Annotated in this window: 16 protein-coding genes and 1 tRNA gene; 9 read left to right on the top strand and 8 right to left on the bottom strand. The window is 60.1% G+C overall.

Translation table 11 applies throughout. The features are described 5' to 3' along the window. The first annotated feature begins 7 nt into the window (after positions 1-7). Positions 8-5,449, top strand: coding sequence for a HEAT repeat domain-containing protein (locus A4R35_RS08480; protein WP_112428386.1), 5,442 nt, complete (start codon positions 8-10; stop codon positions 5,447-5,449). Positions 5,450-5,651: 202 nt separating this feature from the next. Here A4R35_RS08480 and dcd read toward each other — a convergent pair whose 3' ends face one another. Together dcd and A4R35_RS08470 are read right to left on the bottom strand one after the other, a co-directional pair. After that, the gene (gene dcd, locus A4R35_RS08475; RefSeq protein ID WP_112428384.1) at positions 5,652-6,266 is read right to left on the bottom strand and encodes a dCTP deaminase; all 615 of its coding nucleotides are present in this window, start codon (positions 6,264-6,266) and stop codon (positions 5,652-5,654) included. Between the two features lie 113 nt (positions 6,267-6,379). Next, positions 6,380-8,542: an exonuclease domain-containing protein gene (locus A4R35_RS08470; RefSeq protein WP_112428382.1), complete on the bottom strand. Its 2,163-nt coding sequence runs from the start codon at positions 8,540-8,542 to the stop codon at positions 6,380-6,382. Positions 8,543-9,028: 486 nt separating this feature from the next. On the opposite strand from A4R35_RS08470, the gene A4R35_RS08465 reads away from it, so the two are divergent. From A4R35_RS08465 to prfB, 3 genes are all read left to right on the top strand, one after another. Next, the gene (locus tag A4R35_RS08465) at positions 9,029-10,018 is read left to right on the top strand and encodes a threonine ammonia-lyase (RefSeq protein WP_223258254.1); all 990 of its coding nucleotides are present in this window, start codon (positions 9,029-9,031) and stop codon (positions 10,016-10,018) included. 97 nt (positions 10,019-10,115) lie between these two features. Then, complete coding sequence (locus tag A4R35_RS08460) at positions 10,116-10,634, top strand: GNAT family N-acetyltransferase (protein WP_112428380.1); 519 nt, start codon at positions 10,116-10,118, stop codon at positions 10,632-10,634. Between the two features lie 97 nt (positions 10,635-10,731). Then, positions 10,732-11,848 (top strand): peptide chain release factor 2 gene (prfB, locus tag A4R35_RS08455; protein WP_399356828.1). Its coding sequence is split into 2 segments (ribosomal slippage): positions 10,732-10,797 and positions 10,799-11,848, totalling 1,116 coding nucleotides; the frame shifts between segments, so codons are not numbered across the junction. A 136-nt stretch (positions 11,849-11,984) separates the two neighbouring features. Here the strand turns inward: prfB and A4R35_RS08450 are convergent. Beyond that, complete coding sequence (locus A4R35_RS08450) at positions 11,985-13,070, bottom strand: sigma-70 family RNA polymerase sigma factor (RefSeq protein ID WP_223258253.1); 1,086 nt, start codon at positions 13,068-13,070, stop codon at positions 11,985-11,987. Between the two features lie 972 nt (positions 13,071-14,042). Here A4R35_RS08450 and A4R35_RS08445 point away from each other — a divergent pair. From A4R35_RS08445 to A4R35_RS08425, 5 genes are all read left to right on the top strand, one after another. Continuing rightward, the gene (locus tag A4R35_RS08445) at positions 14,043-14,258 is read left to right on the top strand and encodes a hypothetical protein (RefSeq protein ID WP_052888209.1); all 216 of its coding nucleotides are present in this window, start codon (positions 14,043-14,045) and stop codon (positions 14,256-14,258) included. 796 nt (positions 14,259-15,054) lie between these two features. Continuing rightward, on the top strand, positions 15,055-16,077 hold the full coding sequence (ftsY, locus tag A4R35_RS08440) for a signal recognition particle-docking protein FtsY (protein WP_112428378.1): 1,023 nt from the start codon (positions 15,055-15,057) through the stop codon (positions 16,075-16,077). 83 nt (positions 16,078-16,160) lie between these two features. Next, complete coding sequence (gene accD, locus A4R35_RS08435; RefSeq protein ID WP_112428376.1) at positions 16,161-17,144, top strand: acetyl-CoA carboxylase, carboxyltransferase subunit beta; 984 nt, start codon at positions 16,161-16,163, stop codon at positions 17,142-17,144. Further along, the gene (locus A4R35_RS08430) at positions 17,128-18,087 is read left to right on the top strand and encodes an acetyl-CoA carboxylase carboxyltransferase subunit alpha (RefSeq protein WP_112428374.1); all 960 of its coding nucleotides are present in this window, start codon (positions 17,128-17,130) and stop codon (positions 18,085-18,087) included. Before accD ends, A4R35_RS08430 begins: the two co-directional genes overlap by 17 nt. 174 nt (positions 18,088-18,261) lie before the next feature. After that, positions 18,262-18,342 (top strand) — tRNA-Leu (locus A4R35_RS08425). A gap of 116 nt (positions 18,343-18,458) precedes the next feature. Here A4R35_RS08425 and A4R35_RS08420 read toward each other — a convergent pair. From A4R35_RS08420 to A4R35_RS08400, 5 genes are all read right to left on the bottom strand, one after another. Continuing rightward, a complete protein-coding gene (locus A4R35_RS08420; RefSeq protein ID WP_112428372.1) occupies positions 18,459-18,908 on the bottom strand; it encodes a hypothetical protein in 450 nt (149 codons plus the stop codon). Positions 18,909-19,192: 284 nt separating this feature from the next. Next, positions 19,193-22,537, bottom strand: a complete 3,345-nt coding sequence (locus A4R35_RS08415; RefSeq protein ID WP_189361549.1) for a type 2 lanthipeptide synthetase LanM family protein — start codon at positions 22,535-22,537, stop codon at positions 19,193-19,195. A gap of 566 nt (positions 22,538-23,103) precedes the next feature. Further along, positions 23,104-23,352, bottom strand: coding sequence for a mersacidin/lichenicidin family type 2 lantibiotic (locus A4R35_RS08410; protein WP_069803490.1), 249 nt, complete (start codon positions 23,350-23,352; stop codon positions 23,104-23,106). A 345-nt stretch (positions 23,353-23,697) separates the two neighbouring features. Beyond that, a complete protein-coding gene (locus A4R35_RS08405) occupies positions 23,698-26,259 on the bottom strand; it encodes a peptidase domain-containing ABC transporter (protein WP_112428368.1) in 2,562 nt (853 codons plus the stop codon). Beyond that, a complete protein-coding gene (locus tag A4R35_RS08400; RefSeq protein WP_112428366.1) occupies positions 26,256-26,861 on the bottom strand; it encodes a hypothetical protein in 606 nt (201 codons plus the stop codon). The genes A4R35_RS08405 and A4R35_RS08400 overlap by 4 nt, the downstream gene beginning before the upstream one ends. Positions 26,862-26,985 lie beyond the last annotated feature (124 nt).

Genomic DNA, 26,985 nt, shown 5'->3' with positions numbered 1-26,985 from the left:
GGACGGAATGAGAGCGGAACAACATCCACAGGCCCTCGTAAGCGTACAAAAACTGGGAGGCGGGGCTACAGCTCTGCGACTACTCGCCTGGCCGCTGCTAGCTGGGACTTTGGCCGCCACAGCTGGCTTTGCTGTTGAGCTGGCGCTGTACTGGCTGCAGAGAATGGCCACTCACTGGCCGCTAGGACGGGGAGATGGCCATCAGCCCGCCTTGTTGCTGTCTTTTGCTTCCTGGCTTCCTTCGCTCTCCTTCGGTGGATGGTGGCCGCTGGCCATTCCTGTAGGGGTCGGTCTCCTTGTCTTTGTGATCACTGGCCTGCTGCGCCGCCCGCTGGCTCTCCGCGCCTATGCCCGAGCCGTGCGTTCCTCCCCGGCAGGTCCGCTGGCTATACTCCCGTTGTCAACTGCCTCTGATATCTATGAAACAGCGCTTGCTTATTATCAGGATATCACTGATCAGAGTGCTCTGCCATATAAACAGGACCTTTCTTTCTCCGCTTTGCTGCAAGAGCCATCTGCTCAGCTGCTACTGCTAGGAACGTCGGGGGCTGGGAAAACTTTTGCCCTTTCCAGGCTGCTGAGATCTACTCTCGATGCTTTCCTCCGCAATAGAGGAAAAGATACGAGATTGCCTGTCTACCTCTCTCTAGAGCACTATAGCCTCTATCTTAATAGACGGTCATCGATCGTATGCGCAGCTGATTCGGAGGCGGAGGAGGGAGGGCAGGGCAGGGGAGGGATGGTGAAGGAGGATGAGGAGGACAAGGAGGCAGCCCCTGATAAGCCGGCGCTGGTTAGCCTGCAGCCAGAGGCCACCCTTTTTGACTTCCTCCTGGAGAGCCAGGCCCCAGGTCTGCGCCACCTGCGGCCCTATCTGAGCCAGCTGGCGGAGCGTGGCCAGCTATTGCTCCTCTGCGATGATTTCCATCTGATTGAGGTGGCTTTCCGCGAGGCTATCATCTCTGAGCTGAGCTATCTCATGAGTCAGACAGGTAATCGCCTGGTGGTGAGTGCCTGCGATCTGGCTCATGACGCTCTGCCCCAGTTGGAGCGCTTGTTGACAGCAGGGGAGATGGCCTGTGCTGTTCTTACTCCACTCTCGCCCGCGCTAATCCGTCGCTTTGTCGAGCAGGCGCTGCGGGAGCAGCGGATTGTGACGCGTCGACAGTACACTGCTGGCCAGATTATGCGTGCGCTCGAAGATAGTCGCCTGCGCTATCTGTGTAGTGTGCCGCTCACCCTCTTTAGCTTTCTGGAGATTCTGGATACGCTCGATTTAGGGAATCCTGGGCAGTTCGATAGTCGTGGCCGCCTCCTCGCTCATTTATTACACCTCTTGCTGATGCGGGAGTTGCGGCAAAAGCGCTGGCGCCGGGGCAAGCGCGGTCTGACAGAAGAAGAAGTAGTGGCGCTGCTCCGCCGGCTGGCCTGGGTGCTCTATCTGAGTGGAGCGCGCAATCTCATCGTTCTGCCCGTGGCCCAAGGGCGCCGTCAGAAAACGGCGGCCCGTGCAGCAGCTCTGGCTTTGCCTCGCTGGCTCGAAGAGAATCGCTCGATCCTGTCGCGACAGGGGCTGGTACTACCAGAGGATCTCCAGGCTCCACTGGCTGAGCCATCGCTCCTGGAACACCAGCTGAGCTGTCTGGAGGCTGCTGGTCTGCTAGTGCTTGGCGGCGATTGCCTGCGCTTCCGTCATCTCTGGCTGGTAGAGTACCTGGTGGCCTCTGTCTTGCTAGAGGTTGATCTGGAGACAGGCCAGGGAGTGGAGGGACGGCAGGCAGTCCTCGCGCTCTGCTGTAGTGATGCTGCGCGCTGGGCGGGTCCCGTCGCGCTGTGGGCGGGCATTATCGATGAGCCTCTCGATCTGGCGGAGCGCTTTGCTGGCTTGGGAGAAGCGCATTCCTCCTCTGCCGTGGCTGCTGGAGCTTTGGCGCTTATCTGTGTCGGTGTCGCCTGGAGTCCCCCGCGTTCAATGGCCGATGAGCCGCTGAGCCTGCCACCTCGCCTCTTACGCTTGCTCAGTGGCATCCTGCGCGATCCAGCGGCTGTTGAGCAGCTCTCTCGTCTCATTGGGCGGTTCGCCGCGGAAGGCACGCTGGAGATCTATCAGGGATTGTTGCCGACCGTGATGGTGCCTGGCATTGAAAACCTGCTGCGGCTCTGCGACCAGAAGTTGCTGTTGGATCGCTTCTTCGATTATCTCTACGAGGTCATCGACCTGCCTGCCTATGATGGCCAGGTCCGGCGTCTTATCCCCGTTTTAGGGCGCCTGGGTGAGGGGGTAATTCCCTATGCTGCTGAGTTGCTGCAGCCAGCATCTGATCATTCGTTACGCTTGCGGGCGGCAGCAGTGCGTATCCTCGCTCGTTGTGATGCGCAGCAAGCCGTAGATCCTCTACTTGATTGCCTTGCCGATAGCGAGCAGGTGATCGTCGAGGGGGCGCTTAAGGCGCTGATTCGCCTCGGTCCCACGCGAGCCTTGGAGCCACTGCTCGATGCCTTAGAGCAGTATCTGCCCAGTGGTACGGCAGCGCGTCAGGTGCAGCGGGCCATTCTAGTGGTACTTGACTATTTTCTCAGCGAGAGCGATGCGCAACGTGCGCTTTCTGAGGAGCAGCGTAAGCGAGTTCTCGCGGCGGTCTGCCCTCTCCTGTCTGGGCAGCAGCCGCCCGAGGTACAGCGTGCGGCGCGTGATCTGCTGGCCCGTCAGTTGCAGAGGGAGCCGCAGCCCGAGAGTGTTCAGCTTCTCATCCAGGCTCTGGCTAGTGCAGATGAGCTGCTGGTGCGCAATGCCATTCGGGTCCTGCAGCAGGGAGATGCGCGCCTGACGCCTTTGCTCCTGAAGCAGTTAGAAAGCCAGAGCACCGATGTCGTACGGGCCCGCCTGGTCGAGGTGCTCGGCGGCATCCGCGACCTGCAGGCTTTGCCCCTACTGCTCAAGCTTCTGGCCGATACTTCGCCCCTGGTGCGCCAGCAAGTAGGGATCGCTTTGCAGCACGCCTACGTGCCCGAGAGTATTCCGGGCCTGATCGAGCTGGTGCTGCATGGCAAAGAAGAGCAGGTAGCCAGTCTGGCGGCGCGTATCCTCAGCGGGATGGGCGAAGAGGTGTTGGAGCCAATTTTGCAAGCTTTACCGCAGATTGTCCCCGGTCGTACCCAGCTGCTGATCCAGGTGCTCGAAGAGTTGGATGATCCGCGCGTGATCCCGGCGCTGATTGGCCTCCTGCAGGAGGCGCGAAGCGAGCCGCTGCTGACGGTAGCTATTATCCGGGCCTTGGCACGCTTCGCCGATGGGCAGGTGGTGCCGCCGCTGATCGGTCTGCTGGACAGCAAGGAGACGCTCGTCTATGAGGAGGCTATTCTGGCGCTGAGCCGCCTGCGTGAGGTGGCTCTCTCCGATCTCCTCGATGCGCTCGATGTCGAGCCGGAGTGTGAAACCGTAGTGGCGGCTCGGGTGAGGCGGGCGATTCTTGGTATGGAGCCGTTTCCTGGTGAACAGCTCATCGCTGTTCTGACCCACGGGAGCGAGGCCCAAGTCCAGCAGGTAGCGAAAATCTTCCAGGAGCGGGGAGCCGAGGCCGCGCTGCTGCTTGTCCAGCAGCTCTTCCATCCCGATGCACGCACTCGCAGCTATGTCCGCCAGATTCTCGATGGTATGGCCGGGCAGGTCCTGGTGCCTGCTCTCCTTGAAGTGCTGAATCGTCCGGCCTGGCGCCCGGTACTGGCAGAATATCTGGTACGCTATCCGGCTGAGGCTGTGCCTCCACTCATCAGTCTGCTTGGTGATCCCGAGCGTGGTGATGCCGCGGTCTCGATCCTGCTGCTCTTTGGGCCAGAGATTCTCTCGACCATCATTCCGGGTCTGGCTCAGGAGGATGAGCTGGCACGGCGACGGGCGCAGCAATTAGTGATCTCGCTCGTGCGCCAACAGCCGGAAGCTGTCGAGCAGGTGGTGCAGCTCTTTGGTCCCTCGTTGCCGCCACGGGCCTATGAGAGCCTGGTGGCGATCCTGGCTGGCGATCTCGCCGATCTGGCTGTTCCCGCTCTCCTGGACGGCCTGGGCGATGCCTATCTCCTCGGCGGGGTTTCAGACGTGCTTGCCCGCCTGGCCCGGCGCCGTCTTACACCTGCTGGACGCGAGGCGCTGGCGGGGTTAGTGGCGGCTCTCCGCTCGGAGGAGCGGCGGCATGGTGCCGAGATTACCCTGGTCGAGTTGGGTGATCTGGCGGTCGCTCCTGTAGGCGAGCTAATCACCGATCCTGATCCCCAGGTAGCGCGTGCCGCTCGGCGTATTCTGCGCGATATTGGTACACCAGCCCTCCCCTTTATCTGGGCAGCTTGTAGCGATCTGGCTAATCGTCAGCGGCGTGAAGCAGCCCTTGAGATCTTCCGCAGTATGCCGACGCTTGTCATTAAGGATGAGCTGCTGGCTCACCTGGCCAGCCGGACAGTTCAGGAAAGCGCAATGGCGGCAACGCTCTTGCAGGAGCGTATCCATGATGAAGCGAACAGCCCTGATCCTTCTCGTCAAGAGATGGTTCCGGCCTTGCTGGAATATGTCCAGCATCCCCAGAGCGACGAACGGCTCTGCCGCCGCATTCTGGCTCTGCTGCTGCTGATGGGAGGGGAGTATATTGTCCAGCATCTGGTGCAGGCTCTCTATGCGCGTTCGGAGCGTCAGGAACTCTTGATGCGTTGCTTTCTCTTCTTGGGCCGGGAGGGCGAGACTGCCCTGTGGGAGATGTATCATGATCCTGAGACCCCGCCGGATCTGGCCAATCTGGTGGTCAGTATGCTGGGAATGCTGAGGGCCTACCCTGAGATCAGCGAACTGGCTCTGAGCCTGAGTCAGTATGGCCTCACTCTCAATAGGGAACGCCTCCAGAGTCCTGATCAGCTGGAGATTTCTCTGCGGGCCCTTGGCGGCCTTCTGGCTGGAGGCCATTGGAATGTCGAGGCCCTGGAGGAGTTGCGCCAGCGCTTGAAGGAGGGCAGCGCAGAGCGCGATCTGGTGGAGGTGCTGCTGGGTTGGCGCTATGGGGCCTACATTACTCGCCTGGAGAACGATTTGCAGAGTGTTGAGCAGGCCCACAAGGAGAATATGCGCAATTTGACGATGCAGCTTCTGCAGGCCCGTAGCCAATTGAGCGATATGGAGCATGAGCGTGATAATCTCGAAGAATCGCTTAAGAAAGCACAGCAAGAGCTGGAGGTGACGCGGCAAGAGTTGACTCGTCTAACACAGGAATATCAGCGCCTGCAACAGGAGCAGGGGGCCAGGAGCGAGGAGCTAGAGCAGGCTCAGCAGGCCGTTCAGCGTCTCCAGGAGCGCTTGAATGTAGTCACACAGGAGAAGCGCCTGTTACAGGACCAGATCAATCAATTACATGCCCATAATGCTCAGCTTGTTGAGCAGATCAATCTGCTTCAAGGGGCGGAAAATCCCTGAATGCTCGCAGCAGACTGTCAGCCATTGCTGGTGATAGGTGGAACGAACAGGTAAAGTCTGGCTGGGGCGCCTGGAGCGGGTCGGGCCGGGCCGGGCTGGACCCGCTCCATCCTGCTGCTGAGGGGGGGCGAAGGGGGGCTGAGGCGCTGTGGATAAGGCAGGTGGCGATGGCCGGTCTGGCCGAGAGGGCTGGCCCGATTGGTTAGAGCTCGTGCTCGGCTTCCAGGTGACGCCGGCGGTGTTGGCTGTAGAGTGCATAGTCCCAGTCCAGGTACGCTTTAGGCAGCATATCCTCGGGCGACCATTCCTGCTGCTGCCCATATTTCCCCTGATATTCTTTGAGTGTCTCACCGACGTACTCGAAGGTGATCTGGCAGATGCGGAAGCCGACGGGCACGACAATGGTCGTCATGGTATGGTTGCTGATCTCCATTGTCCAGCGGCTGATATAGCCTACGTCGCCCACACCGGCGCAGCGGCAGACCGAGAGGCCCGAGCGAGCGACTGTGCTGCGTGCGTACATTTTCCCCAGGTAGCCATTGCGACCACCGATGATCTCTTGCGTATGGGCGAGAATGGTTGTCCCTGGGCGAATGGCTATCTGGCCATTCTTGGCGCGACGTGGCTCGCCCCAATAGCGTCGGATCTCCTCCGGGTTGTCTAGATGGAGGATCTCAACGTTCGCATCGCCCTGAAAGTACCACTCACCCAGACGGCAATCATAGGAATTGGTTCCAAGCTGGCGCTCGTCGAAAGGTTCGATAACAATGTTGCCGCGTGCAAGCTCCTCTTTGATACGCTTATCTGATAACAGCATAGATCATTATTTCCTCCGCGCTGGATGAACTGGCTCTACGGACCACCGCCATGATCTGGCTCCTGGCCTGGACTCGTCAGGAGCTGGTGGAAAGGAGAGCGATGATGTAGCTGCTATGGTATCACATCTGAGCCATTTTGTCTGCGCGCCTGGTCGTCTGATCCCGGCTCCTGTGGCTGGGTGCGCGTGGCAGGCCCTCGTTGCTGGGCACAGAGCGCTTGCCAGATGGCTTCAATCAGCTGCTCCCTGGCCTGCGCCTCCACCAGGACCTGGGAGGTGAGAGGGAAGAAGGCGCGGTCCCGGCTATGGCGCTTGATCCAGCGACTGATGATCATAATCTGGTCGATCTCCGCCTGTCCCACTGTGGTGGGGGGGGACGGCAGGGCCGCGGCCCTGGCGAGTAAGTGGCCCAGCGCCTGGCGCGTGGCCTGCTCCTCGTGAGGAACCCGTTGGAGTTCGAGCAAGCGACCGTGACGGATCAGAAAGATCTCGTTGTAGCCCTCCCAGGCTGAGGGATAGGCAATGAGCAGATTATTGGCGGCAACGGCACTGCTGATCAGGCGCTGACTGAGGAGGACCTCCTCAGCGCTCTGGAGCATGTCACGCAGGCGGGCGGCCCGCTCGTAGTGCAGGGCCTGGGCGGCTTCCTCCATCTGGTGGCGCACACGGGCCAATAGCTCGGGACGCTTCCCCGTCAGGAAGGCGCAGACCTCCTCGATCATCTGTCGGTAGGAAGCTGGATCGGCCTGACCACTGCAGGGGGCCAGGCAGCGACCCAGATGGTAGCGAAGACATGGCGCGCTGGGCGCGCCTGCTGGTGGCAAGGGGCGGGTACAGGTTGCCAATGGAAAAAGGCGCTCAAGCAGCTCTAACGTCACAGCCAGGCTGCGCTCGCTGCGAAAGGGTCCGAAATAGCGGGCCCCGTCGGTCCCTGGCTCACGGGTAATGCCAAAGCGTGGAAAAGGCTGGTGTACATCGACCTTGAGAAAAGGATAACGCTCGTAATCGCGCAGCTGGGTGTTGTAAGGAGGCTGTAGCTCCTTGATCAGCTGGGACTCGACGAGCAGCGCCTCTAGCTCGGAGCCGAGAGGACGTGTCTCGATGGCCTGCACTTGCGGGAGCAGACTATCGATTCTCGGCCTGATGCCTGGTCGGTGATGATAGTAGGAGGCCAGGCGCGCCTTTAAGCAGCGAGCCTTACCGACGTAGAGCACGTGGCCCGCTCCGTCTTTCATCAAGTAAACGCCAGGTTGCGCGGGAAACGTACGTCGCCAGGCGGGATTGAGCCAAAACATGCCTGAGAGTGGTGACCAGACGGTAGGGTCAGGTCTCCGCCTGGCCGAGTGTCTTTCTGCCTGCTGCGACTCAGAGCACTGTGCTGGCTGGCCCGGAACGCTGGGGGACCGGGCCAGACCTGTGCTCAGCTCTTCCTGCCCAGCTGACGCAGGCTGCAGATATTGCAGGAGCTGCCCGTAGGTCGTTAGACCCTGCTGACGGGCCAGCTGCAGCAGCTTGACAAAGACCATTGCCGTTGCCTCGGCATCTGCCAGCGCCCGATGAGGAGTCGTCAGTGGAACCTGCAGCCGGCGGGCCAGGGCCGCCAGGCCGCAGCGGCGCTGATCAGGCAAGAGACGGCGGGCCAGCGTCAGCACATCGATCCCCGCCACGGGCAGCCGTGCATTGAGGGGAGCCGTCTCGTAGGCGAGGAAATGTAGATCGAAGCCCAGGTTGTGCCCGACCAGGATGGCGCCGCTGCAGAAACGTAGCAGCTCAGGCAGGACCAGCCCGATTGTAGGCGCTGCCGCCAGACTTTGCTCATCGATGCCAGTTAATCGTACAATAGCGGCGGATACTGGCTGCTCAGGATTCACCAGGCTGTGGAACCGTCCACCCAGCAGCTCGCCTCGTAGGCGCCAGGCTCCAAGCTCAATGATGCGGTCGCGCCCCGGTCTTAGGCCGGTGGTCTCGATATCCAGGACGACAAAGTCAAGATGCTCTAGTTCTCGTTGCCAGAGTCTCCAGATGGCTGGCTGCCAACGTCCTGCAGGATCGCACACAAAGAGATCCGAGCTTGCCAGCAGCTGAGCGAGCGACTGGCGCGAGGGAAACTCGCAAGCCAACTGTGCCCTCTCCCGCAGCCCTTGAAGGAGCCGCTCCTCGTCCAGCGGCTCCCCTGCTGCCTGGAGCAGAGCGTAGATCTCTCGTAAAATGTGGCCAGAGCCGGCTGCTGGCTCTGGCTCCCCAGCATAGTGCAATGATAGCCTCGACCTTGACATGTTGCGCTGCTGCTAGTGACCGGCCTCTTTTCAGGTAGCCTTGAGAGAAGCAAAGTGGATAATAGCGGGCGCTGCTCACATCCTGCCGATACCAGAGAGGATAGCACGAGGTATCTGACCTGACAAGGGCACGGGCCAGCAGGCGCCAGCACCTCTAGATAGCGCTCCTCTTCCGCTGGCGCATTGGTCTGTATCCTGTCTGGCCTGGCCTGCTGCAGCCAGCTGAGATGAGACAGACAGAGGATGGCGCGCTTTAGAACCGAAGTAGATAAAGCTGGCCTGACACTCTTACTGGAACATTGCCCGCCAGGCCAGTCAGCGAGATGGTATACTGATCCTATACTGCTCACCCAGACGCACGCTCTACACGTCTGTTAGTGGCTGCCTGGAAATGCTCAGCCGCACTCTGTGCGATGCTGGAACCCTTCGCAGCAGGCGGGACGAGCTTTATTGCTTAACATAATCGCTGCTAGTGAGAAGTTGAAGATGACAGCAGAAATGCAGATTCCCACCTTTCAAGATGTATTGCGGGCCAGACAGCAAATTGCGTCCTATTTGCCACGCACTCCCCTATACAGCTATCCGGCACTCAATGAATTGCTGGCGGCCCAGGTCTATGTCAAGCACGAGAACTATCAACCCGTAGGCGCCTTCAAAGTACGCGGAGGCGTCAATCTAATTGCGCGTCTCACGCCCGAGGAGCGCGCTCGGGGGGTTATCGCGGCCTCCACCGGCAACCACGGCCAATCGGTGGCCTATGCTGCCCGCCTCTTTGGGGTCAAAGCGCGCATCGTTGTTCCTGAAGGAGCGAATCCGGGCAAAGTAGCGGCCATGCGCGGGATGGGTGCAGAAGTCATCTTTCATGGTCCGACCTATGATGAAGCCAAGTCCTACTGTGAAGAGCTGGCCCGGCAGCATGGCTATCGCTACATCCATTCGGGGGATGAGCCACTGCTAATTGCCGGTGTGGCGACCCTGACCCTGGAGATTCTGGAGGACTGCCCGGACCTGGAGGTACTCATTGTCCCCATCGGGGGTGGCAGTGGGGCCGCCGGCGCCTGTCTTGTGGCCCGTACGCTCAATCCTGGCCTGCGCGTCATCGGCGTGCAATCCGAGGCAGCCCCGGCGGCTTACGAATCCTGGCGCCAGCGGCGGCTGGTGACCGCTCCGAATCGCACCCTGGCTGAAGGACTGGCAACCGGGGTCTCTTTTGCCTTACCGCAACAGATCCTGCAGGAGAAGCTGCGCGAATTCGTATTGGTCTCCGACGAGGAAATCCTGCGTGCGATTGCCTGGATGGCTGAACTGGCCCATACGCTGGCCGAGGGAGCAGGCGCCGCGGCCCTGGCGGCAGCCTATCGGCTGCGAGACGAGCTGCAAGGCAAAAAAGTCGCTCTCGTCTGCTCGGGCGGCAACGTCTCCTTGGAGCAGCTACAGCGTGCCCTCGCTCTCCGCTTGCAGGAACAAAAGCAGTAGGATGCTTGTGAGTGATCGACGGATCAACCAGAGCAGGGCTGGTAGCCACGAGAAGTGAGAGCATCGTCAATAGCGAGAAGGAAACAAGCGCATCGTGATGAGCACTGTTGTTCATATTCGAGAGATTACACCAGACGATGCTGAGGCCTTTCTGACGCTTTGTAAGCGACTCGACCAGGAGACACGCTTTATGCTACTGGAGCCTGACGAGCGCACCCTGACGCCGGACGAGCAGCGGCAAGCGCTTGAAAACCTGCTGGCTACGGGGCGCTCGACCATTTTTGTGGCCGAGGCCGGGCAGAGTGGCGAGCTGGTTGGCTACCTGGCCCTTGAAGGAGGAACCTATCGGCGCGAACGTCAGCGGGCTACACTGGTCATCGGCATCCTCCAGGCCTTTACAGGCCAGGGAATTGGCAGCCGTCTCTTCCAGGTGATGGAGAGCTGGGCCCGGCAACGGAGTTTTCATCGTCTGGAATTAACCGTGATGGTCCATAACCAGCGCGCACTGGCCCTCTATCTCCGGCAGGGCTTTATGGTCGAGGGTCTGCGCCGTCAAGCCCTCGTCGTCGATGGGCAGTCTGTCGATGAATACTATATGGCGAAACTCCTCCAATAAGCCTTTGGCCTCTGCGGGGGTGAGAGAGCAGCTCGGGCCAGTCTGCTGAACGGAACAGCTCTTTCGTCGGAGCTACAAACATGCTACAATAACAACCATGAGTGAGCTGACCTCGCGTATTGAACGCCTGCAATGGCGAGTCCACGAAACGATGGTGCGCCTTTGACCTGGCGCACAAACGAGAACAGATTGCGGCTCTCGAGGCGGAGACGCTCCAACCCGATTTTTGGTCCGACAATCGCCGGGCCCAGTCTCATATGCAGCACCTCACAGCATTGCGCGAAGAAGTCGAGACCTGGGAGAGACTGGAGAAGCAGCTTCAAGATCTGCAGGAGTTAGCGCAATTGCTAGGAGAGGAACCGGATGCTGATCTGGAGGCTGAGGTCACGCGCTCGCTGAATGCTGTAGAGCAGGAGGTAGAGCAGCTTGAGCTGGCTCTGCTCTTCAGCGGTGAGCACGATGAACGCGACGCTATTCTCAGCATCCATGCGGGCAGCGGCGGCGTTGATGCTCAGGATTGGGCCGAGATGCTGCTGCGCATGTACTTGCGCTGGGCCGAGCGACATCGCTTCCGCACCCAGATCTACGATTACAATGAAGGTGAGGAGGCAGGGATCAAGAGCGCCACGGTTGAGATCTCGGGACGCTATGCCTATGGCCACCTGCGTTCCGAGATTGGAACCCATCGTCTCATTCGCCTCTCGCCCTTCGATGCCGCGCATCGCCGCCATACCTCCTTTGCCCGCGTCGAGGTCATCCCCGATATTGAGGACACCATCGAGGTAACCATTCGCCCCGAAGACCTCGATATCGATACCTATCGCTCGACCGGCGCCGGCGGCCAACACGTCAACAAGACCGATTCGGCGGTGCGCATCCGCCATATTCCAACGGGGATCGTAGTCACCTGTCAAAACGAGCGGTCGCAGATCCAGAACCGCGAGGTGGCGATGCGCATCCTGCGGGCGCGTCTCTACGAGTTGGAGCGCCGCAAGCGTGAGGAGGAAGTCGCGCGTCTCAAGGGCGAATATGTCCAGGCCGACTTTGGGACCCAGATTCGCACAGTCACTTTGCATCCGTATACGATTGTCAAGGATCATCGCACCGGCTATGAGACCAGCGATACCCAGGGGTACCTGGCCGGCGATCTTGATCCCTTTATTCGCGCGTACCTCCAGATGCAGGCGCACCAGGCGGTGAGCGCCCAACGCTAGCCTGACGCCTGGCAGGTTCCTCTATCCTCGAAGCGAAGAGGTGGAAGAAGAGCCAGGCGGAGCCAGACCAGCGGTGGTGCGCTCTCTCTACCGCCGCTGGTCGGCTCGCCGATCTCCTTCCTCCTTACCTTACCTTTCAGAGCGAAGCAAATTCGCGCAGACCGTAGTAGCGCTCGGGATAGCGCAGCTTGCGTAGTGCCTTCACCTCGATCTGGCGAATGCGCTCGCGTGTCAGTTTGAAGCGGGCGCTCACCTCGTCCAATGAGTGAGAACAACCATCCTGCAGGCCGTAGCGCATCTCAAGAATCGTCCGCTCGCGGGGATTGAGAATCTCCATTGCCTGCTGAAGATGGTCATGGAGTCGCTGACGTGCTTCGCTGTCCTCTGGGGCCATCATGCTGGGGTCCTCCAGCGTGTCGGCCAGGTGATACTGTTCGTCATCGGCAACCGGAGCATCGAGAGAGACTGGCTGCTCCGAGATATTGAGAAGCTCGACAATGCGCTCCTTGGGGAGGCCTACCTCGGCAGCTAGCTCCTCGGGCAGCGGCTCAACGCCTTGCTCCTGATAGATGCGTCGGGCCACGCGCTTAATGCGGTAAATGAGTTCTACAACGTGCACCGGGATATGGATCGTGCGCGAATGCTCCGCGATCGCCCGGCTGATGGCCTGACGAATCCACCAGGTGGCATATGTGCTGAAGCGGAACCCGCGGCGATAGTCGAATTTCTGGGCCGCTCGCATGAGGCCGATGTTCCCCTCCTGAATCATGTCGAGGAGAGGTAGGCCCTGGTTGGTGTAGCGCTTGGCGATGCTAACAACTAGACGGAGATTTGACTCGATGAGGCGCTGACGGGCCCGAAGGTCGCCTTGGGCCACGCGCTCGGCGAGCATTAACTCCTGCTCTGCAGTCAGCAGCGGATAGGAGCCGATTTCTTTCAAGTAGAGCTTCACAGTGTCATCGATGGCACTGCGTTCTGATGTCTCCCCTCCATCCTCATCCTCGTCCTCCTCTTCTCCCAGCTCAGCGAGAACAGCCTCTTCGCTTTCCAGGTCGAGATCGGAGGGGCTAGGCTCATCGAAAGCGGCGGCTGCCTGACGGCTGCGTTTGCCGGGGTGCCTGGGTTGTCCCGCTCTCTTCTTTGGACGCTGGGCCGCAGAAGTCATATCATCCACCTCAAGCAGACCAAGATGCGTCTCTGCCTTGTTTCCTCGCACTCCCATTACTCAAGCTCCTTATGGCGCAGATGAGGTCGCGTTGATCACGCTGCTCATGCAACCGATGCCAGTGGATTGAAAGGGCCGCCCTGACTGAAGGACCAGGGGCGGCGCAGGGTTTGCGCTCCCACACTTCTCTGGATTCGCAAAAAGCATGCCAAAGGGTAAGAGCAGGTCGCAAAAAAAGGTGAGGAGATCATGAGCCTGATGGCAAGAGGCAAGCCTGGCCTTGTCTCCGGGCGGAGAGATCAGAGAGCAGAGCGCCTGGAGAGCCGAAAGACGCTGGTCTTCCCTCCAGGAATCTACTGGAGGGCGAAGAGATTTCCACCTCTGGGGAATTTTCCTCACCCGGCTGGCCTGGCTGGCCAGCCAGGCAGCAGACCGCTCTTCGCTGGCACTCGCTCGCTCGCTCGCGGAAACTGGCGGAAAGCCACCAGGCTGCCAAAGCTGCAAGGGACAGGTGCAGACAGTGTCTCCCTGGACCGGGTCAGGACTTGCTTCTCCCTGGTATGCTAATGTGTAGAGTGAGCAAACAGGCGGCGGAGTGGGGCAGGAGGCGAAGCGCAAGAGGAGGATGCTGGTGAGGGCAAGCTCAGGTATGTTCACGTCAGCCCCCATCCTGACCTCAAACGATGCTGACGACCCTCAGCCGCGCTTGCTTCTTGCTTGCCATTTCGGCAGAAACAATTGTGTGTGACGAATAGATATGTTATAATCGTGTGGTATCGAAGAGATACACGCGCGAGCGGTTGGGATTGGCCGTTCCCAGCAAAACCGACCCCTCATAGGGAAAGAGGGTGTCACACAAGAGACAATCTGTGGTATGATAGCGGCGGCATGGACTATGTATGACTGCTGTGGGGACGCGGATGCAGAGGCGGAGGCTCCCCCTCGGCTTACTTCTTCGCCCAGCCTCGCCTGGTCTCGTGGTTAGGCAGGCGAATACAATCCTCCAGAGAGAAGGAAGGAGGCGATTTCGTGGAATTCTCGTTTCCTCGGTGTCGCAAATGTAGTGAAGGTGATCTGGTTCCGCTTTCGGACTTCGGCAGCCAGGGAGCTTCTATCGAGTACAAGGCCTGGGTCTGTACCAATCCCTCTTGCCTGTACAACATCAAGATCAGGAATGGAGATATCATCATTAATGAACCCATTAGTGATGGCTCTCTCCATCAGTACCGTGGCAGCCGCTCGTGAACCGGCCTCCAATTGCTAAGATCCCATCCATAGAGCAATCAGCGCAGTACCTGGATGGCTACGGTGGTGGGCAACAGGGATACCCGCCGCTGCCCTGCCCCCGATCCGGTTCGGTCGCGTGCAACGGGTTCCTTTGTGTGTTTAGCTGCTGAAAAGACGCTGGCACGATGCTCTTGCTCTGCCTGATGCCTTTTCAGCTTCAGCGCGCACTTGTAAAGCGAGGGCGTTCTCACCTGCCGCACGGCTCCGTCCCAGGTGAGCAGGCCCTCACTTACAAGTTCGCCCCATTTGCTCTCTTCTTCCGCCGCTTTCTGCCCGGCTAATCCCCCAGCTCTTGGCTCTCTTCCGTGCCACGTAAGGCCTGCTTGCGGCTGTAGCGAGGTTTGTCTGTTGAGACGGCGCATAGCAAGGCAAGTGCGAGCGTGGCTACTATCCCTGCCTGTGACTCTCTTCAATGGCTTGTTGCCTTTCTCGCTATCCGGTGAGCGCGCGTGAGCCAGACCTCCCTTTACTTCTCAGGTAGGAATCGTCTACAATGAAAGCTGATGGCTGGGGCCGGCAGGAAGCGAGTGAGGTCTGTCAGTCTGCTGGCCTGGCTCCTTCTTGTTGTCTGCCTGGGGACCGGATCGCGGGCGGCCAGCGCTTGCCTCCTCTGCTCTTCCCAGATGGGGGCAGAGTGATCACGCTGGTAGATCTGGGAGCAACCAGGCGAGGGGCAGGCGGAAGGAGAGCACAGTGCGCTGTTGGCGAACGATTGGGCTGAAGTCTCTGATCGCCTGAAGGAGTCGAAATCACGGTGCTTAATAGATTTTTTGGTCGTAAACCGAAAGAGGAAGAAGAAGCTGCCAGGCAAGAAGAGAGCGTTGCAGGGCAGGAGCGGAAGGGGGCGGACTCGGCGTTCGAGCAGCGGCTGAGCTTTCTCAAGGCCAGCCTGAGTCGTACGCGCCGGCTCTTTGGGCGGGTGCAGGAGAGTTTCCGGCAAGACGAGCCGGTAACTGACACCTTCTGGGATGAGCTTGAGGAGTCCCTCATCGAAGCCGATGTTGGGGCTAGCACAACGACCTGGCTGCTTGAGCGCCTGCGCGAGCGGGCTGAGCAGGAGCGCTTGCGTACAACCTCGCAGGTGCGGCGTGCTCTGCGTGAAGAACTGCTGACCCTGCTCGGCAAAGCGGCACCATTGCACTTTGCCACTCAGGCGCCGCTGACGGTCATGCTCATCATCGGTGTCAATGGCTCAGGTAAGACCACTACGGTGGCTAAGCTCGCCTACCGTCTCAAGCAGGAGGGCCATCGCGTCATCCTGGCGGCTGCCGATACCTTCCGTGCTGGAGCGATCGAACAGCTAAAAGCCTGGGGGGAGCGCATCGATGTGCCAGTCATCAGCCAGAACCCCGGCTCCGATCCCGGGGCGGTGGTCTATGATGCCATTCAGGCTGGCCTCTCTCGTGGCCATGATGTCTTGCTGGTTGATACTGCTGGACGCTTACACACAAAGTTCAACCTGATGGAGGAGCTGAAGAAGATCGGGAAGGTGGTACAGAAGTTCCTGCCCGAGGGCCCCCAGGAGCTGCTCATTGTGATCGATGCCACCACGGGCCAGAATGCGCTGTTGCAGGCGCGAAAGTTCGCTGAAGATGTTGGTCTGACTGGCGTCATCATTACCAAGATGGATAGTACGGCCAAGGGTGGCTTTGCCTTTGCTGTGGCCGACGACCTGGGCGTGCCTATCAAGTTCCTCGGTACCGGCGAGAAGGTCACCGATTTGACGCCCTTTGATCCAGAGAGCTTTGTAGAAGCACTTCTGGCCCAGGATGAATAGTGAAGTCAAACAACTGCTGCTGCTACAGATAAGGGCAACATCAACGACTCATCGCAACGTCACAAACATAAGAGGGTACTGTTATGGCGAAGGAAGCGGCGGGCTCTTCTGGTGGGCCGCAACCTGAGCGGCCTTCGGGACCGGGGGTTGCTCCCGATAATTTGATGGTTAAATGCCCCAAATGTAAGGAGATCCTCTATAGCCGAGACTGGGAGAAGAATTTAAAGGTCTGTTCACGCTGCAACTATCACTTCCGCTTGACCGCCCATGAGCGGGTCAGCCTCCTGCTTGATCCCGGCAGTTTTGTGGAGCTGGACGCCGCGATGGTCTCGGTTGATCCTCTGAACTTCGTGAGCCGCTCCCAGTCCTATGCGGCGAAGCTGCAAGAAGAGCGGGCCAAGGTGGGCCTCAATGAGGCAGCGATCCGTGGCTACGGTACGATCGAGGGGCTACCGCTCTCGCTAGCGGTGATGGATTTCCGCTTTATCGGCGGGAGCATGGGCTCGGTGGTGGGTGAAAAGGTGACGCGCGCCATCGAGCTGGGGTTGGAGCGTCGCTGGCCGGTGCTGGTGGTCTCGACCTCTGGTGGAGCGCGCATGCAGGAGGGTTTCTATTCACTGCTGCAGATGGCCAAGACGGTCGCCGCTCTGGCGCGCCTGAGTGAGGCCCGCATTCCCTATTTCAGCTTGATTACCGATCCGACTACGGGGGGTGTCACCGCCAGCTTTGCCATGCTTGGTGATGTGATCCTGGCCGAGCCGGGGGCCTTGATTGCCTTTGCCGGTCCGCGTGTCATCGAGCAATTTATGCATGTGAAGTTGCCCGAGGGAACAGTCAATTCCGAATTTGTGCTCCAGCATGGGATGATCGATGCTGTGGTCCATCGGCGCGAGTTGCGCGCCACGCTGGCCCGCCTGCTGCGCCTCTATAAGGTTCCGGAGGCTGAGCGGGCACAGCAATCTGCCCCCGCTGCGCAGTCGTCGGTCGAGGCGGCAACACTCTTGTCTCGCCAGCCAGCGCAGTCGCGGGCCGAGGTTGGAGGAGGTCAGGATGGTCTACGATCTTGAGTTTGAGAAGCCCCTGGCGGAGCTAGAGAAGCGCATTGCCTCCCTGCAGCGTAAGGGGGAGCGCCTCCGCCCGGAGGAGCATGTCCAGTTGCAGGAGTACGAGCGCGAGCTGCGCCGCCGTACGGAGGAAATCTATCGCAGTCTGACTGCCTGGCAGACGGTTCAGGTGGCGCGTCACAAGGATCGCCCCTATACCGCTGATTTCATCCATCTGATGTGCGAGGAGTTCTTCGAGCTGCATGGCGATCGCCGCGTGGGTGATGATCAGGCCATCATCGGCGGCCCTGCCCTCTTCAACGGGGAAACAGTGATGATCATCGGCCACGAGAAGGGGCGCGGCATGCGCGAGAAGATGTATCATAACAACGGCATGCCTCACCCGGAGGGCTACCATAAGGCCATTCGCCTCATGGAGCAGGCCGAGAAATTCGGCTATCCGGTCATCTGCCTGGTCGATACTCAGGGGGCCTTCCTTGGCCTGGAGGATGAGGAGCGGGGTCAGGGCAGCGCTATTGCGGCCAGCCTCTATGCGATGGCTCGCCTGCGCGTGCCTATCATTGCAGCGGTGATCGGTGAGGGAGGAAGCGGCGGCGCTCTGGCCATCAGCGTGGCTGACCGCCTGCTGATGCTGGAATATAGTATTTATACGGTGGCCGCTCCCGAGGCCGCCGCCTCGATTATCTGGCGCGATAAGGTCTATGCCCCCCAGACGGCAGAGGCCATGCGCATCAGCGCGCGCGAGCTATACGCTTTGGGGCTGATCGATGAGCTGGTCCCTGAGCCCCTGGGCGGTGCTCACCATAACCATCGGCTGGCGGCGGAGAATCTTAAGATGGCCCTCATTCACCATTTACAGGAGCTGAGGCAGATTCCTGTCGATCGACTGGTGCAGATGCGCTACGAGAAGTATCGCGCGGTCGGACCGTTTGGTTTTGCCTCGTGAGTATAAGAGAAGTCCGGAGCGCACGGTTTTCTGCTTGCTCAGCCGGGGCTTGACGTCAGTCGCAGACTTTTGTATACTGGAAGCTGCCAGAGCGAAGGACAGGTATGCTCGCTGTCAGCCTGGCAGCTTTTCTGAGTCTGAGCAGCTGCTTGGCAAAGTGCTCCTGGCTCCAGAGCCGGTGTGGCGGAACGGTATACGCGCCTGTCTCAAAAACAGGTCCCGCAAGGGTTGTGAGTTCGAGTCTCACCACCGGCACCTCCATACCATAGAGGAAGAGGGCGGAGTGACAATCTCCTCCAGGAGGGTCATTCCGCCCTCTGCTTTTGCTCTCCTCAGCAGTTTGCTTTCCCGGCCCGTCCCATCCTACCGTCCTACCCCCTGCCATCATTACTCACGCTGCCAGGATCGCGCGGGGCTAAGAGAGGGCAACGGACGTAGGGGGAAGACTGGCCACATGCTCGCTGCCCTTGTTCTGCAAGCTGACTGACTGTGGAAGGCGAAGAGCCAATTTGAAGCTCTCTAGCCGGAAGCCCAGACCGATGCTCACGACGGCCAGGATAAAGAGCCAAGGTGCGCAGCGCGTTGAGGTCGTTGATCATCGCCGGACTGGACTGCAACAGATGTAAATTGATCAGGACGGCCATGACGAGTGAGGCCGGAATGAAACCGATGACAAACTTGGGGAAGCGCGTGAAGATTTCGCTCCAGCGCGGGCGCAAGCGACCGCTGTCGCGTTCGACGCGGGTGATCCAGTAGAGGGTAAGCAGGAAGGCGATCAGACCCCATAGCAAGAGGCTCGCTGTCAAGGTCCAGTCGAGCAAGTTGGTTTGCCGGTGGAGACAGTGGAGAGAGCGAGTGAAGAAAGACAGGCGAGGGCCACTCTTGGTGTGTCGCTCTATACTAGGGGAGGGGAAAGCGATGAGCCTGGTGCGTGATTCCTTACGAAGCAAAGGTGCTTCACTACGTATTCTGTGCATTGGGGGGAGCAGTCGCGACGACTGCTCCCCTTGGTCTCGAACTGAGCCGGGCCTCTTTCCCGCTCCTATGGACCTGTCTCCAACGCCGTACCATCGGTTGGGGGGGGTCTATGTTCAGCATGCTCCACTCAGACTGCGGGCGTTGAGGGCGCCATTGGCGGTGCCAGCAGCAGCACTGAGGGGACGCGCTCGGGAGAGGCCAGGCGCAGAAGGGCAAAGCCGGTCCCCGCCAGTCCTGTCATCAGTCCGGGTGTTTCCACCCCGAACGGTACACCACAGACCCAGCCCTGGTGCTCCATATTCTCCAGCAAGGCCGCGGCGATGCGTGGGATATGTTCAGCGAAGGTCTCGCCGGGTAGCAGGCGAGCGGCGGTGATCAAGATATCCAGGTTGCCCAGGTCCCCATGACAGAGGGAATGGTTCAGGCCAAAACCCTGAGTCAGGGTCGTACGCAAACCGGCTTTGATCTCCTCTGTCAGCTCCTGGTCATCGAGCAGCGAGAGCAGGGCCAGGCGCGAGAGAGCCACCCCGGGTGCGCCATGGCACCAGGCCACCATATATTTCTCCCCTACTGGCTGGTTGACACCTGAAGAAGGTGGGCGCTGACGCAGATCCAGCCAGTTCTGGCGTGAGGGCGAGAAAAGCGTGCGCTCATAGGCTAGCGCTGCACGGGCCATCTCGGCAAAGCGTGTCTCCCCGCTGACCTGAGCCAGCTGCATCAGGTACAAGGCGATCCCGGCGTTCCCGTGAGCAAAACCGGCCAGCGCGACCGGCTGACGCGTCGTTGGCCAACCGCAGCCGCCCTGTGCCTGGGGTTGAGCATGGGAGAGCAGATGCTCGCCGCAGCGGACAGCAGCCGCCAGCGTTTCGGGCGAGGGAGACACACGCTGCAGGCAGAGCAGCGCTGCGATAGCTCCCGCGGCTCCGCCGATCACATCATAGACCTGGTCCTGCTCAACCTTCGCCAGGAGCGAGGGAACCAGCTCCTCTGCTTGACGATAGAGGGCAGGCTCGCTCCAGAGGGCGCCCAGGTGGCAGAAGAGGTAGATCAAAGAGCCGAGGCCATTGAAGGCGCCGATTCCGTAAGCGCGGGGGAAGTACTTGCGGCGCATAATCTGCTGCTGGATCGTGCGCAGGGCCATCCGTGCCAGCTCAGTGTGGCGCTGCTCGCCTGTCAGGTGGCCCAGGTAGGCCAGAAAGAGTGCGATGCCTGCCAGTCCATTGTAGAGATCGCCATCGGCGGGTAGCAAGTGCCACTCGCGGTCGTTCACCGGTGTCACGCCCAGCCAGCCCACATACTCACCCTGGTAGAGAGCAAACTGGCGCAGGCGGTTACCGATCGCCGAGGCGGCGGCCAGCAGCCGCTCCAGGGTTGGAGAAGTGCGGGCGGGGTGCAGCTCCAGGCGTGTGTAGCTCTGGGGAGTGGTGGCATCGATCATGCTCGTGAAGGAGGCACGAATGATCCACAGCTGCTTCTCCAGGTCCAGCTCACTGAGCTCGGCCAGGCGTCGGCGTACCACTTCCAGGCCGGGTTCGCTGAAGAAAGCAGACAGGCGCTCGCCCTCTGACGTGAAGAGATCAGTTGACGCTGCTGTGGTCGTAAAAACCGGAACATCCCCGCGCCACAAGTCGCGCCGCTCAGCAGGGATCAGTGGCACCAGATACGGGAGGCGCTCCGTCGTAGCCCACAGTCGGTCAAAGAGACGATCGCGATCCAAGGCATCGCGCAGCACGTTGGGATGCAGACTATCGACCAGCAGCTGCGTATAAATCCGTGTTGGACGGAGCACGCAGCGAACCTCAGCATCGGCAAAGCGTGGAAGATAGGTCTCGAGCAGCTCCGAGCGTTGGGCCATGAGGAGGCGGTAGGCGCGAGTAAAGCCCTCAATGATGCACTGGCTGTAATCCAGAACATTGATATCCTGGTCATTGAGGCGCGGGCGATTCTCCTTCACGGGCAGCTCGACGCGCTCATTGGTCAGGCGCATCTCATCGGTGCCTGTACCTTTCCAGGTAGGGACAGGGCGCGGAGAGAGCTGGCCGGGCTGGCCGCCGAGGCCACTCATATCGATCCCCTCACCCTCCTGGTTTGACCAGAGGCGCTGCGGCAACAAGCCCACGCGCAGCACCGAATGGCCGATGGCCTCCAGGCCGGGCGCTCCCTGGGCCTGCAACACTTCGGGGTTGATCTGGGGTAAGAAGAGCGTCTCCAGATCGATCAGCATCGGATACTCGCCGGAGGCGATGATATTCTCGGCATGAAAGTCCGAGGCCTCCAGGGCGTAGAGCAAGGCCAGGTAGGCGCCCTGGCGCAGATAGAAGCGCTCAATCTCCTCGCGAGAGGAGCAGTGGCGAGCCTGAACAAACTCGACCCAGCCATAGTGTCCCCGATCAAGGACTGTCAGCGTACGCAGAGGTGGGCTGAAGCCTCGTTCATTCATCCAGGCGAGCAGCTCCTGAAAATGGCGATCAATAGCCAGCGAGCGCGGTTTATAAACCAGGCGGAAACCGGAGTCCCAGCGTAGCAAGATCACACTCTGCCCGTTGCGATGCAGGTCCCCGGCGCCCTGGTGAATCTCGCACAGCGACCCGGCCTCGCCGTTGGTGAGGAAAGTGGAGCAGATCAGTGGCCAGTCGTCGGTGAGGCGCTCCAGCAGCTCCAGTGAGCGGCAGACCCAGCGCTCAAGCGTCTCCGTTACCAGACGGGCCAGAACCACGTACTCTTGCAGAAAATCGAGGGTCGCCTCACGCTCGCTCAGCTGCTCCAGGAAATACTGAAAGCGCTCCTCCGAAGTGGCCCCGTGCAGGCGGCCCTGAACCCGCGCGACGTGAAGCTCCAGGACGATAGCGCGCGAGATCGAAGGGAGCAATAGACCGGGGATATTGCGCGCCAGTAAATCAAGGACCCTCTCGGCATCGAACGAGAAAGAAAGGGAGCGCCGAGCCAGCTCCCGCAAGCCGGCGGCCAACTTTCGTCTGGCGCGCCTGATCAACGGCAGAAAGGGGTGGAGGAACGAGCGCGTGTGGCTCCCTTCCTCCAGGCCTGGCAGAGGAGAGGAGCAGACGGTCTCGGCCTCTTCCCCGTTGTCGTGCGGGCCTGCAGTAGGGGAGAAAGCCTCGCTGAGAGCTAGCAGCCAGGTGGGAGGAGCGGGGCAGCGTGCGCGCAGGACTTCGGCGGGTTCACCCAACAGGAGCAGTAGCTCCTCCTCATCCAGGCCATCCAGTGCAAGGCGGGCGGCAAAGCGGCCCTCTTCCTCACTCAAGGCCGGTAGCTCTTTCCAACGCTGCAGGCGCTGCTGGGCCCGCGCCAGAGCCTCTGCCTCGAGGGCATCCAGCGTAGGCGGAAACGGGGTCGTGCGCAACAAGGCCAGGCGCTCGTTCAACGTCAAGGCGCGGTACCAGTCGGCCTCTTGCCAACGACCCTGCGGATAGGAAACGGAAGCGGTGATAGTCTCGCTCGTTGTCTCGCTCATGGAATCACGCGCTGGGATGCAGCGCCAGGACAGGCGATCCCGCCGCCTTAACCGGTGCCAGGAAGCCTGGTACTGCGCTGCATCTCCTTTCTTTGCTTTCTTCTTCATTACTCGGTAGTTACCGATGGATTGTGGCAGCAGTCGATGCCTGCCGCTCAGGTGGCTTGTCAACATGGAAGAATAGAGGTGAGCGGTGCGAAAAGACTGGCGACCGCTGGAAGGTAAAGAGCGTAGTGGTAGCGGATCTCAACTGAATTGCAACGTGCGAACCATGCTGCAGCGGACTCGATCATTGATCGTTCTCGGAGGTTTGACCCGGCTCGGAGCAAGCGCTGGCAGGCAGAGGGCTGTGGATGGGATTCCCTGGTATAAGAGTTCAGCAGGCGCCTGCTCGTCTGCTCTACTGTTCTGGTCTGGCTAGGTGAGCGAGCGCCAGAAGGCTGGGAGTGTCTTGTCAGAGCAGCCTTAACTGGCGCGAACAGAGGGTCGGGACGGAGTCAGGCATCCCAACCCTCTGTATATCCTGATCAGGCCATACCGAGACCCCTGGCGTGGGGCGACGACTGCTAGAGACAGCCGCCAGCGGCGTTGGTATTGCAGAGGCCGAGGAGCACAGCCAGGGACTGCAGACAGAGCACGGCAACCGTGTTATTGCACTCGTCGGTGTTGCCGTGACCGCCCTGGACGGCCTCCAGATCTGCATCAGTCAGCTCGACCTCACCGATGGGGCTCTCAGGCAGCAGGCTGAGCTCCTCCTCGCTGAGGCTCTGGCGATAGGCTTCATCTTTCCATGCGCGAACGATGTCGAACTTCATGTGCGTGCGTTTCCTTTCTTGTACCTTTGGTGTTGTTGTGGTGTCGTGCGTTCGGGCACCCCGTCTACGCTTTGGGATAACGCTGCCCAGGCAGGTGGCTTCCTGACGCCCCCAAGGTGGCCCTTCGACGCCCGGCTGACCTGCCTGAACAAAATACGTTCAAAGCGTATTTGCTACCCGAACGCCTAAGTACATTGTACGGATAAAGCCAAATACATAAGTTTCAATATATCATTTGTAAGGAGAGAAGAGGGAAGAAAGGCGGTGGAACAGGGAGAATGGGGCGAGTGGAGAGAAAAGCACGGAGGATCAGTGACCAATGGGGGCCAGGCTCGGGACCGCGCCTTAACGGGCGCCAGCGCGAGCCTGGCGTTCCTCCTGTTCAAGTTGCTGCCGCATAAGCTGGGCGTAGTAGCCATTCAGCTGGAGTAGCTGCTCGTGGGTTCCCTGCTCGATGATCATGCCATCGTGCATGACCAGGATCAGATCGGCGTCGCGGATAGTACTCAGACGGTGAGCGATGATGATCTGCGTGCAGGGATAGGCGCGCAGGTTCTCAGAGACGCGCTGTTCAGTAAGCACATCGAGATGGCTGGTGGCCTCATCGAGGAGCAGGATGGCTGGTTCATTGACCAGGGCGCGTGCCAGGCAGAGGCGCTGCCGTTGACCGCCCGAGAGGGCACTACCGCCTTCGGCCACTGGAGTATCGTAGCCCAGTGGCATACGCATGATATCCTCGTGGATAGCCGCGGCGGTTGCTGCTTTCACGATACGCTCATAGGGAACATTGGGATCATTGAGCGTGATATTCTGCAAGATGGAACCGCTGAAGATCTGGCTGTCCTGGAGAACGACGCCGAATTGACGCCGCACCTCCTGGTAGTTGAGCTGGCTCAGCGGCAGTCCATCGTAGTAGATCTCGCCTTCGGTTGGCGTATAGAGGGCCAGCAAGAGCTTACCCAGCGTGCTCTTGCCCGAGCCTGTGCGCCCGACAATAGCGATTTTCTGACCCGGCTCAATACGGATGTTAATCTGCTTCAGCACCCGTGGCGAATCTGGTCCATATTGGAAGCTCACATTCTGCACGTAGATGCGTCCGCTGAGTCGCGGAGGCAACTGAGCCTTCTCGATGTCCTGTTCCGGCTCGGCTGTTGTGACGTCGGTCAGGCGCTCCAGGTGGGCGTAGAGGATCTGGAACTGTTGTCCGCTGCTGACGAGCGAAGCCACGGGAGTCAGGAAAGCGCTGGCCAGCGTATTGAGGGCAAGCATGGTACCAACGCTGAGATGGCCATTGAGAACCTGGTAGGCGCCGATCCACAGCAGGGCGATCGGTGAGAAGATCCGCAGAATGGTCATGGCCGTATTGATGCCGGCCTGGAGATAGCTGAGGCGCAGAGTGATATTCAGGCGCTCGTAGAAGAGATTCGACCATCGTTCGAGAGCGCGCTGCTCGGCGCCGGCGGCCTTGAGCGTGGCCATTCCGGCCAGGGTCTCAGCCAGATAGCCCTGAGCTTTGCCTTGGGCCGCCAGATCGCGGCTGGCCAGGTCCAGCACAATACGATGGGTCCCCAAAAGGACCAGCACCTGCAGCAGTCCCAGGCCAAGGGTCAGGAGCGCGAAGATCGGCGACTGCCAGAGCAGGATAAAGAGATAAGCGATGACCGTGCCGCTGTCAAGCAGGGTTGAGATAAGCTGGTTGCTCAGCGTGTCGCGGATGATGGTGTTGCTTCCCAGGCGCTGAAGCAGGTCGCCACTCGAGCGCTGTTGGAAGAAGCTGAAGGGCAGGGTGAGGAGATGCTCGAAGAAACCGAGCACCAGCTGGATGTCGACGCGGGCCCGCAGATAGACCAGCAACCACTCGCGAAGGATCGTGGTCGTAGCCTGAGTGGCGAGGAGCAGCAGCAGGCCGAGGCCCAGGATGCCCATGATATCGACCATGTGATCTGGCAGGATCTGATCGATGACGATCTTGGTGAGCAGCGGCAGGAGCAGGCCAAAGAGCTGCAGGAAGAGTGAAGCTCCAAGCACCTGAAGCAGGGTGCCGCGCGTTTGACGGGCGAACTGCTTGACCTGCATCCAGAGAGTAACGCGGTGAGCGCTGCCTTCGGTGCTGAAATGTACTCCTGGTTCGAAAAGGATCACAATGCCGGTGAAGCCGGCGTCGAATTCTTCGGGGGTGAGTCGCTTGCGCCCCCAGGCGGGGTCGATGACTTCCACCCAGCGGGGAGTCCAGCGCTCAACGACAATGAAGTGCTTGAATTCCCAGTGGACCACTGCCGGAAGCGGAACGGCATGGAAGTCCTCGGTGCGCTGCAATGAGATGGCGCGTGTGCGCAGACCATAGCTCCGGGCTGCTTTCACGATGCTCAGCGCTGAGAGGCCGTCGCGCCCCAGACCATGCCGCATGCGTAGCTCGGAGACTGAGGTAGGGCGTCCGTAATAGTTGAGGATCATCGCCAGACAGGCATAGCCGCACTCGACGACGTTCATTTGGGTAAGGGGACGGACGCGCCGCCGTCGCCATCCTCGGCCAGACCAGGTTTGCTTGCTGGCGCGCTTACTCGGCGTGCCTGCCTCAACCGCCGGCCTGGCCTGACCTTGTTGCTGAGGGGGTTGGGCCTCCGCTGCGGCGGGCTGCTGTTGCTCGCCTATCTGCTTGCCTTCGGCTGCGGCTGCGGGCACTACTGGTGTTGCTGCTGACGCTGGCTTCTGCCTGACTGGCAGGCGCAGATGAGGACGAATGGCTGGATAGTCGCCCTCCTGCTGGAGGACGATCGGACGAATACGCCGTCGCTTGAGCGGTCGACGTGCAGTGATATATTCTTGTGGGTCGAAGATGTCTACATAGTCGCGATCCTGAGTTACTTCCTGTCCATACTGTCCTTGCTGTCCGTAGTCGTGCATCATAACGCTCCCTGGCCTCCCGACAACATCCCAACCCCTGGCAGCAAGTTGATAAGGCGGGTGAAACCAGTCTGTACCTGCGCTGTCAGGCCCGTTCCAGCATAGATGCTGGCTGAGAGCTGCTGGCCTAATGGTACCAGTACAGCTACTGAGGGATGCGTGACCGGTGATGACGCTTGGTGCGAATTAGCCGTAGTATAGTAGGTGCAGGCGGTTGCAGGACTGGTGACGCCCGGCAAAATGCGCGCTATGTGACTATTCAGCGTGAGATTGGTGGCTGGTAAGGTAATTTGTACAGGTTGCCCTGGTCGCAGCCTCTGATGTGCTTCCCAGGGAAAGAAGATCAGCGCAAAGGCCCCCTGTGACGGCAACTGGAACCGCTCGCTGGAAGCTTCCGCGTCTAGTACCAGGCCCGGGCCAACGGTGTAGGTCGGGATCTCCGTTGTCCAGGCGAGCGCTGCGGCGGCGAAAAGCAGCCCGAAGAGCAGCCAGAGCAGCACGGGTACGGGCAATGCCATGAAATGCGGGAGAATATCTTTTTCTCGTCCATAGAGATGATGGTGCAGTGCACGCTGACGAAAAATAGGACGTTGATGTACTTGCATCGATCTTATTCTGCCTTGCTACCAGAAGGAATAGAGAAAGAGCCTCTAAGTGCATTATATGAAGTGGACCAATTGGGCGAGGAGAGGATATGGAGAGAAAGGACAGAGAGGCAGCCAGGCTGCC

This window comes from Thermogemmatispora tikiterensis, assembly GCF_003268475.1.
Classification (GTDB): Bacteria; Chloroflexota; Ktedonobacteria; order Ktedonobacterales; family Ktedonobacteraceae; genus Thermogemmatispora; species Thermogemmatispora tikiterensis.
Note: the sequence above shows the minus strand (reverse complement) of the source record. Positions and strands in the feature narration are given on the sequence as shown.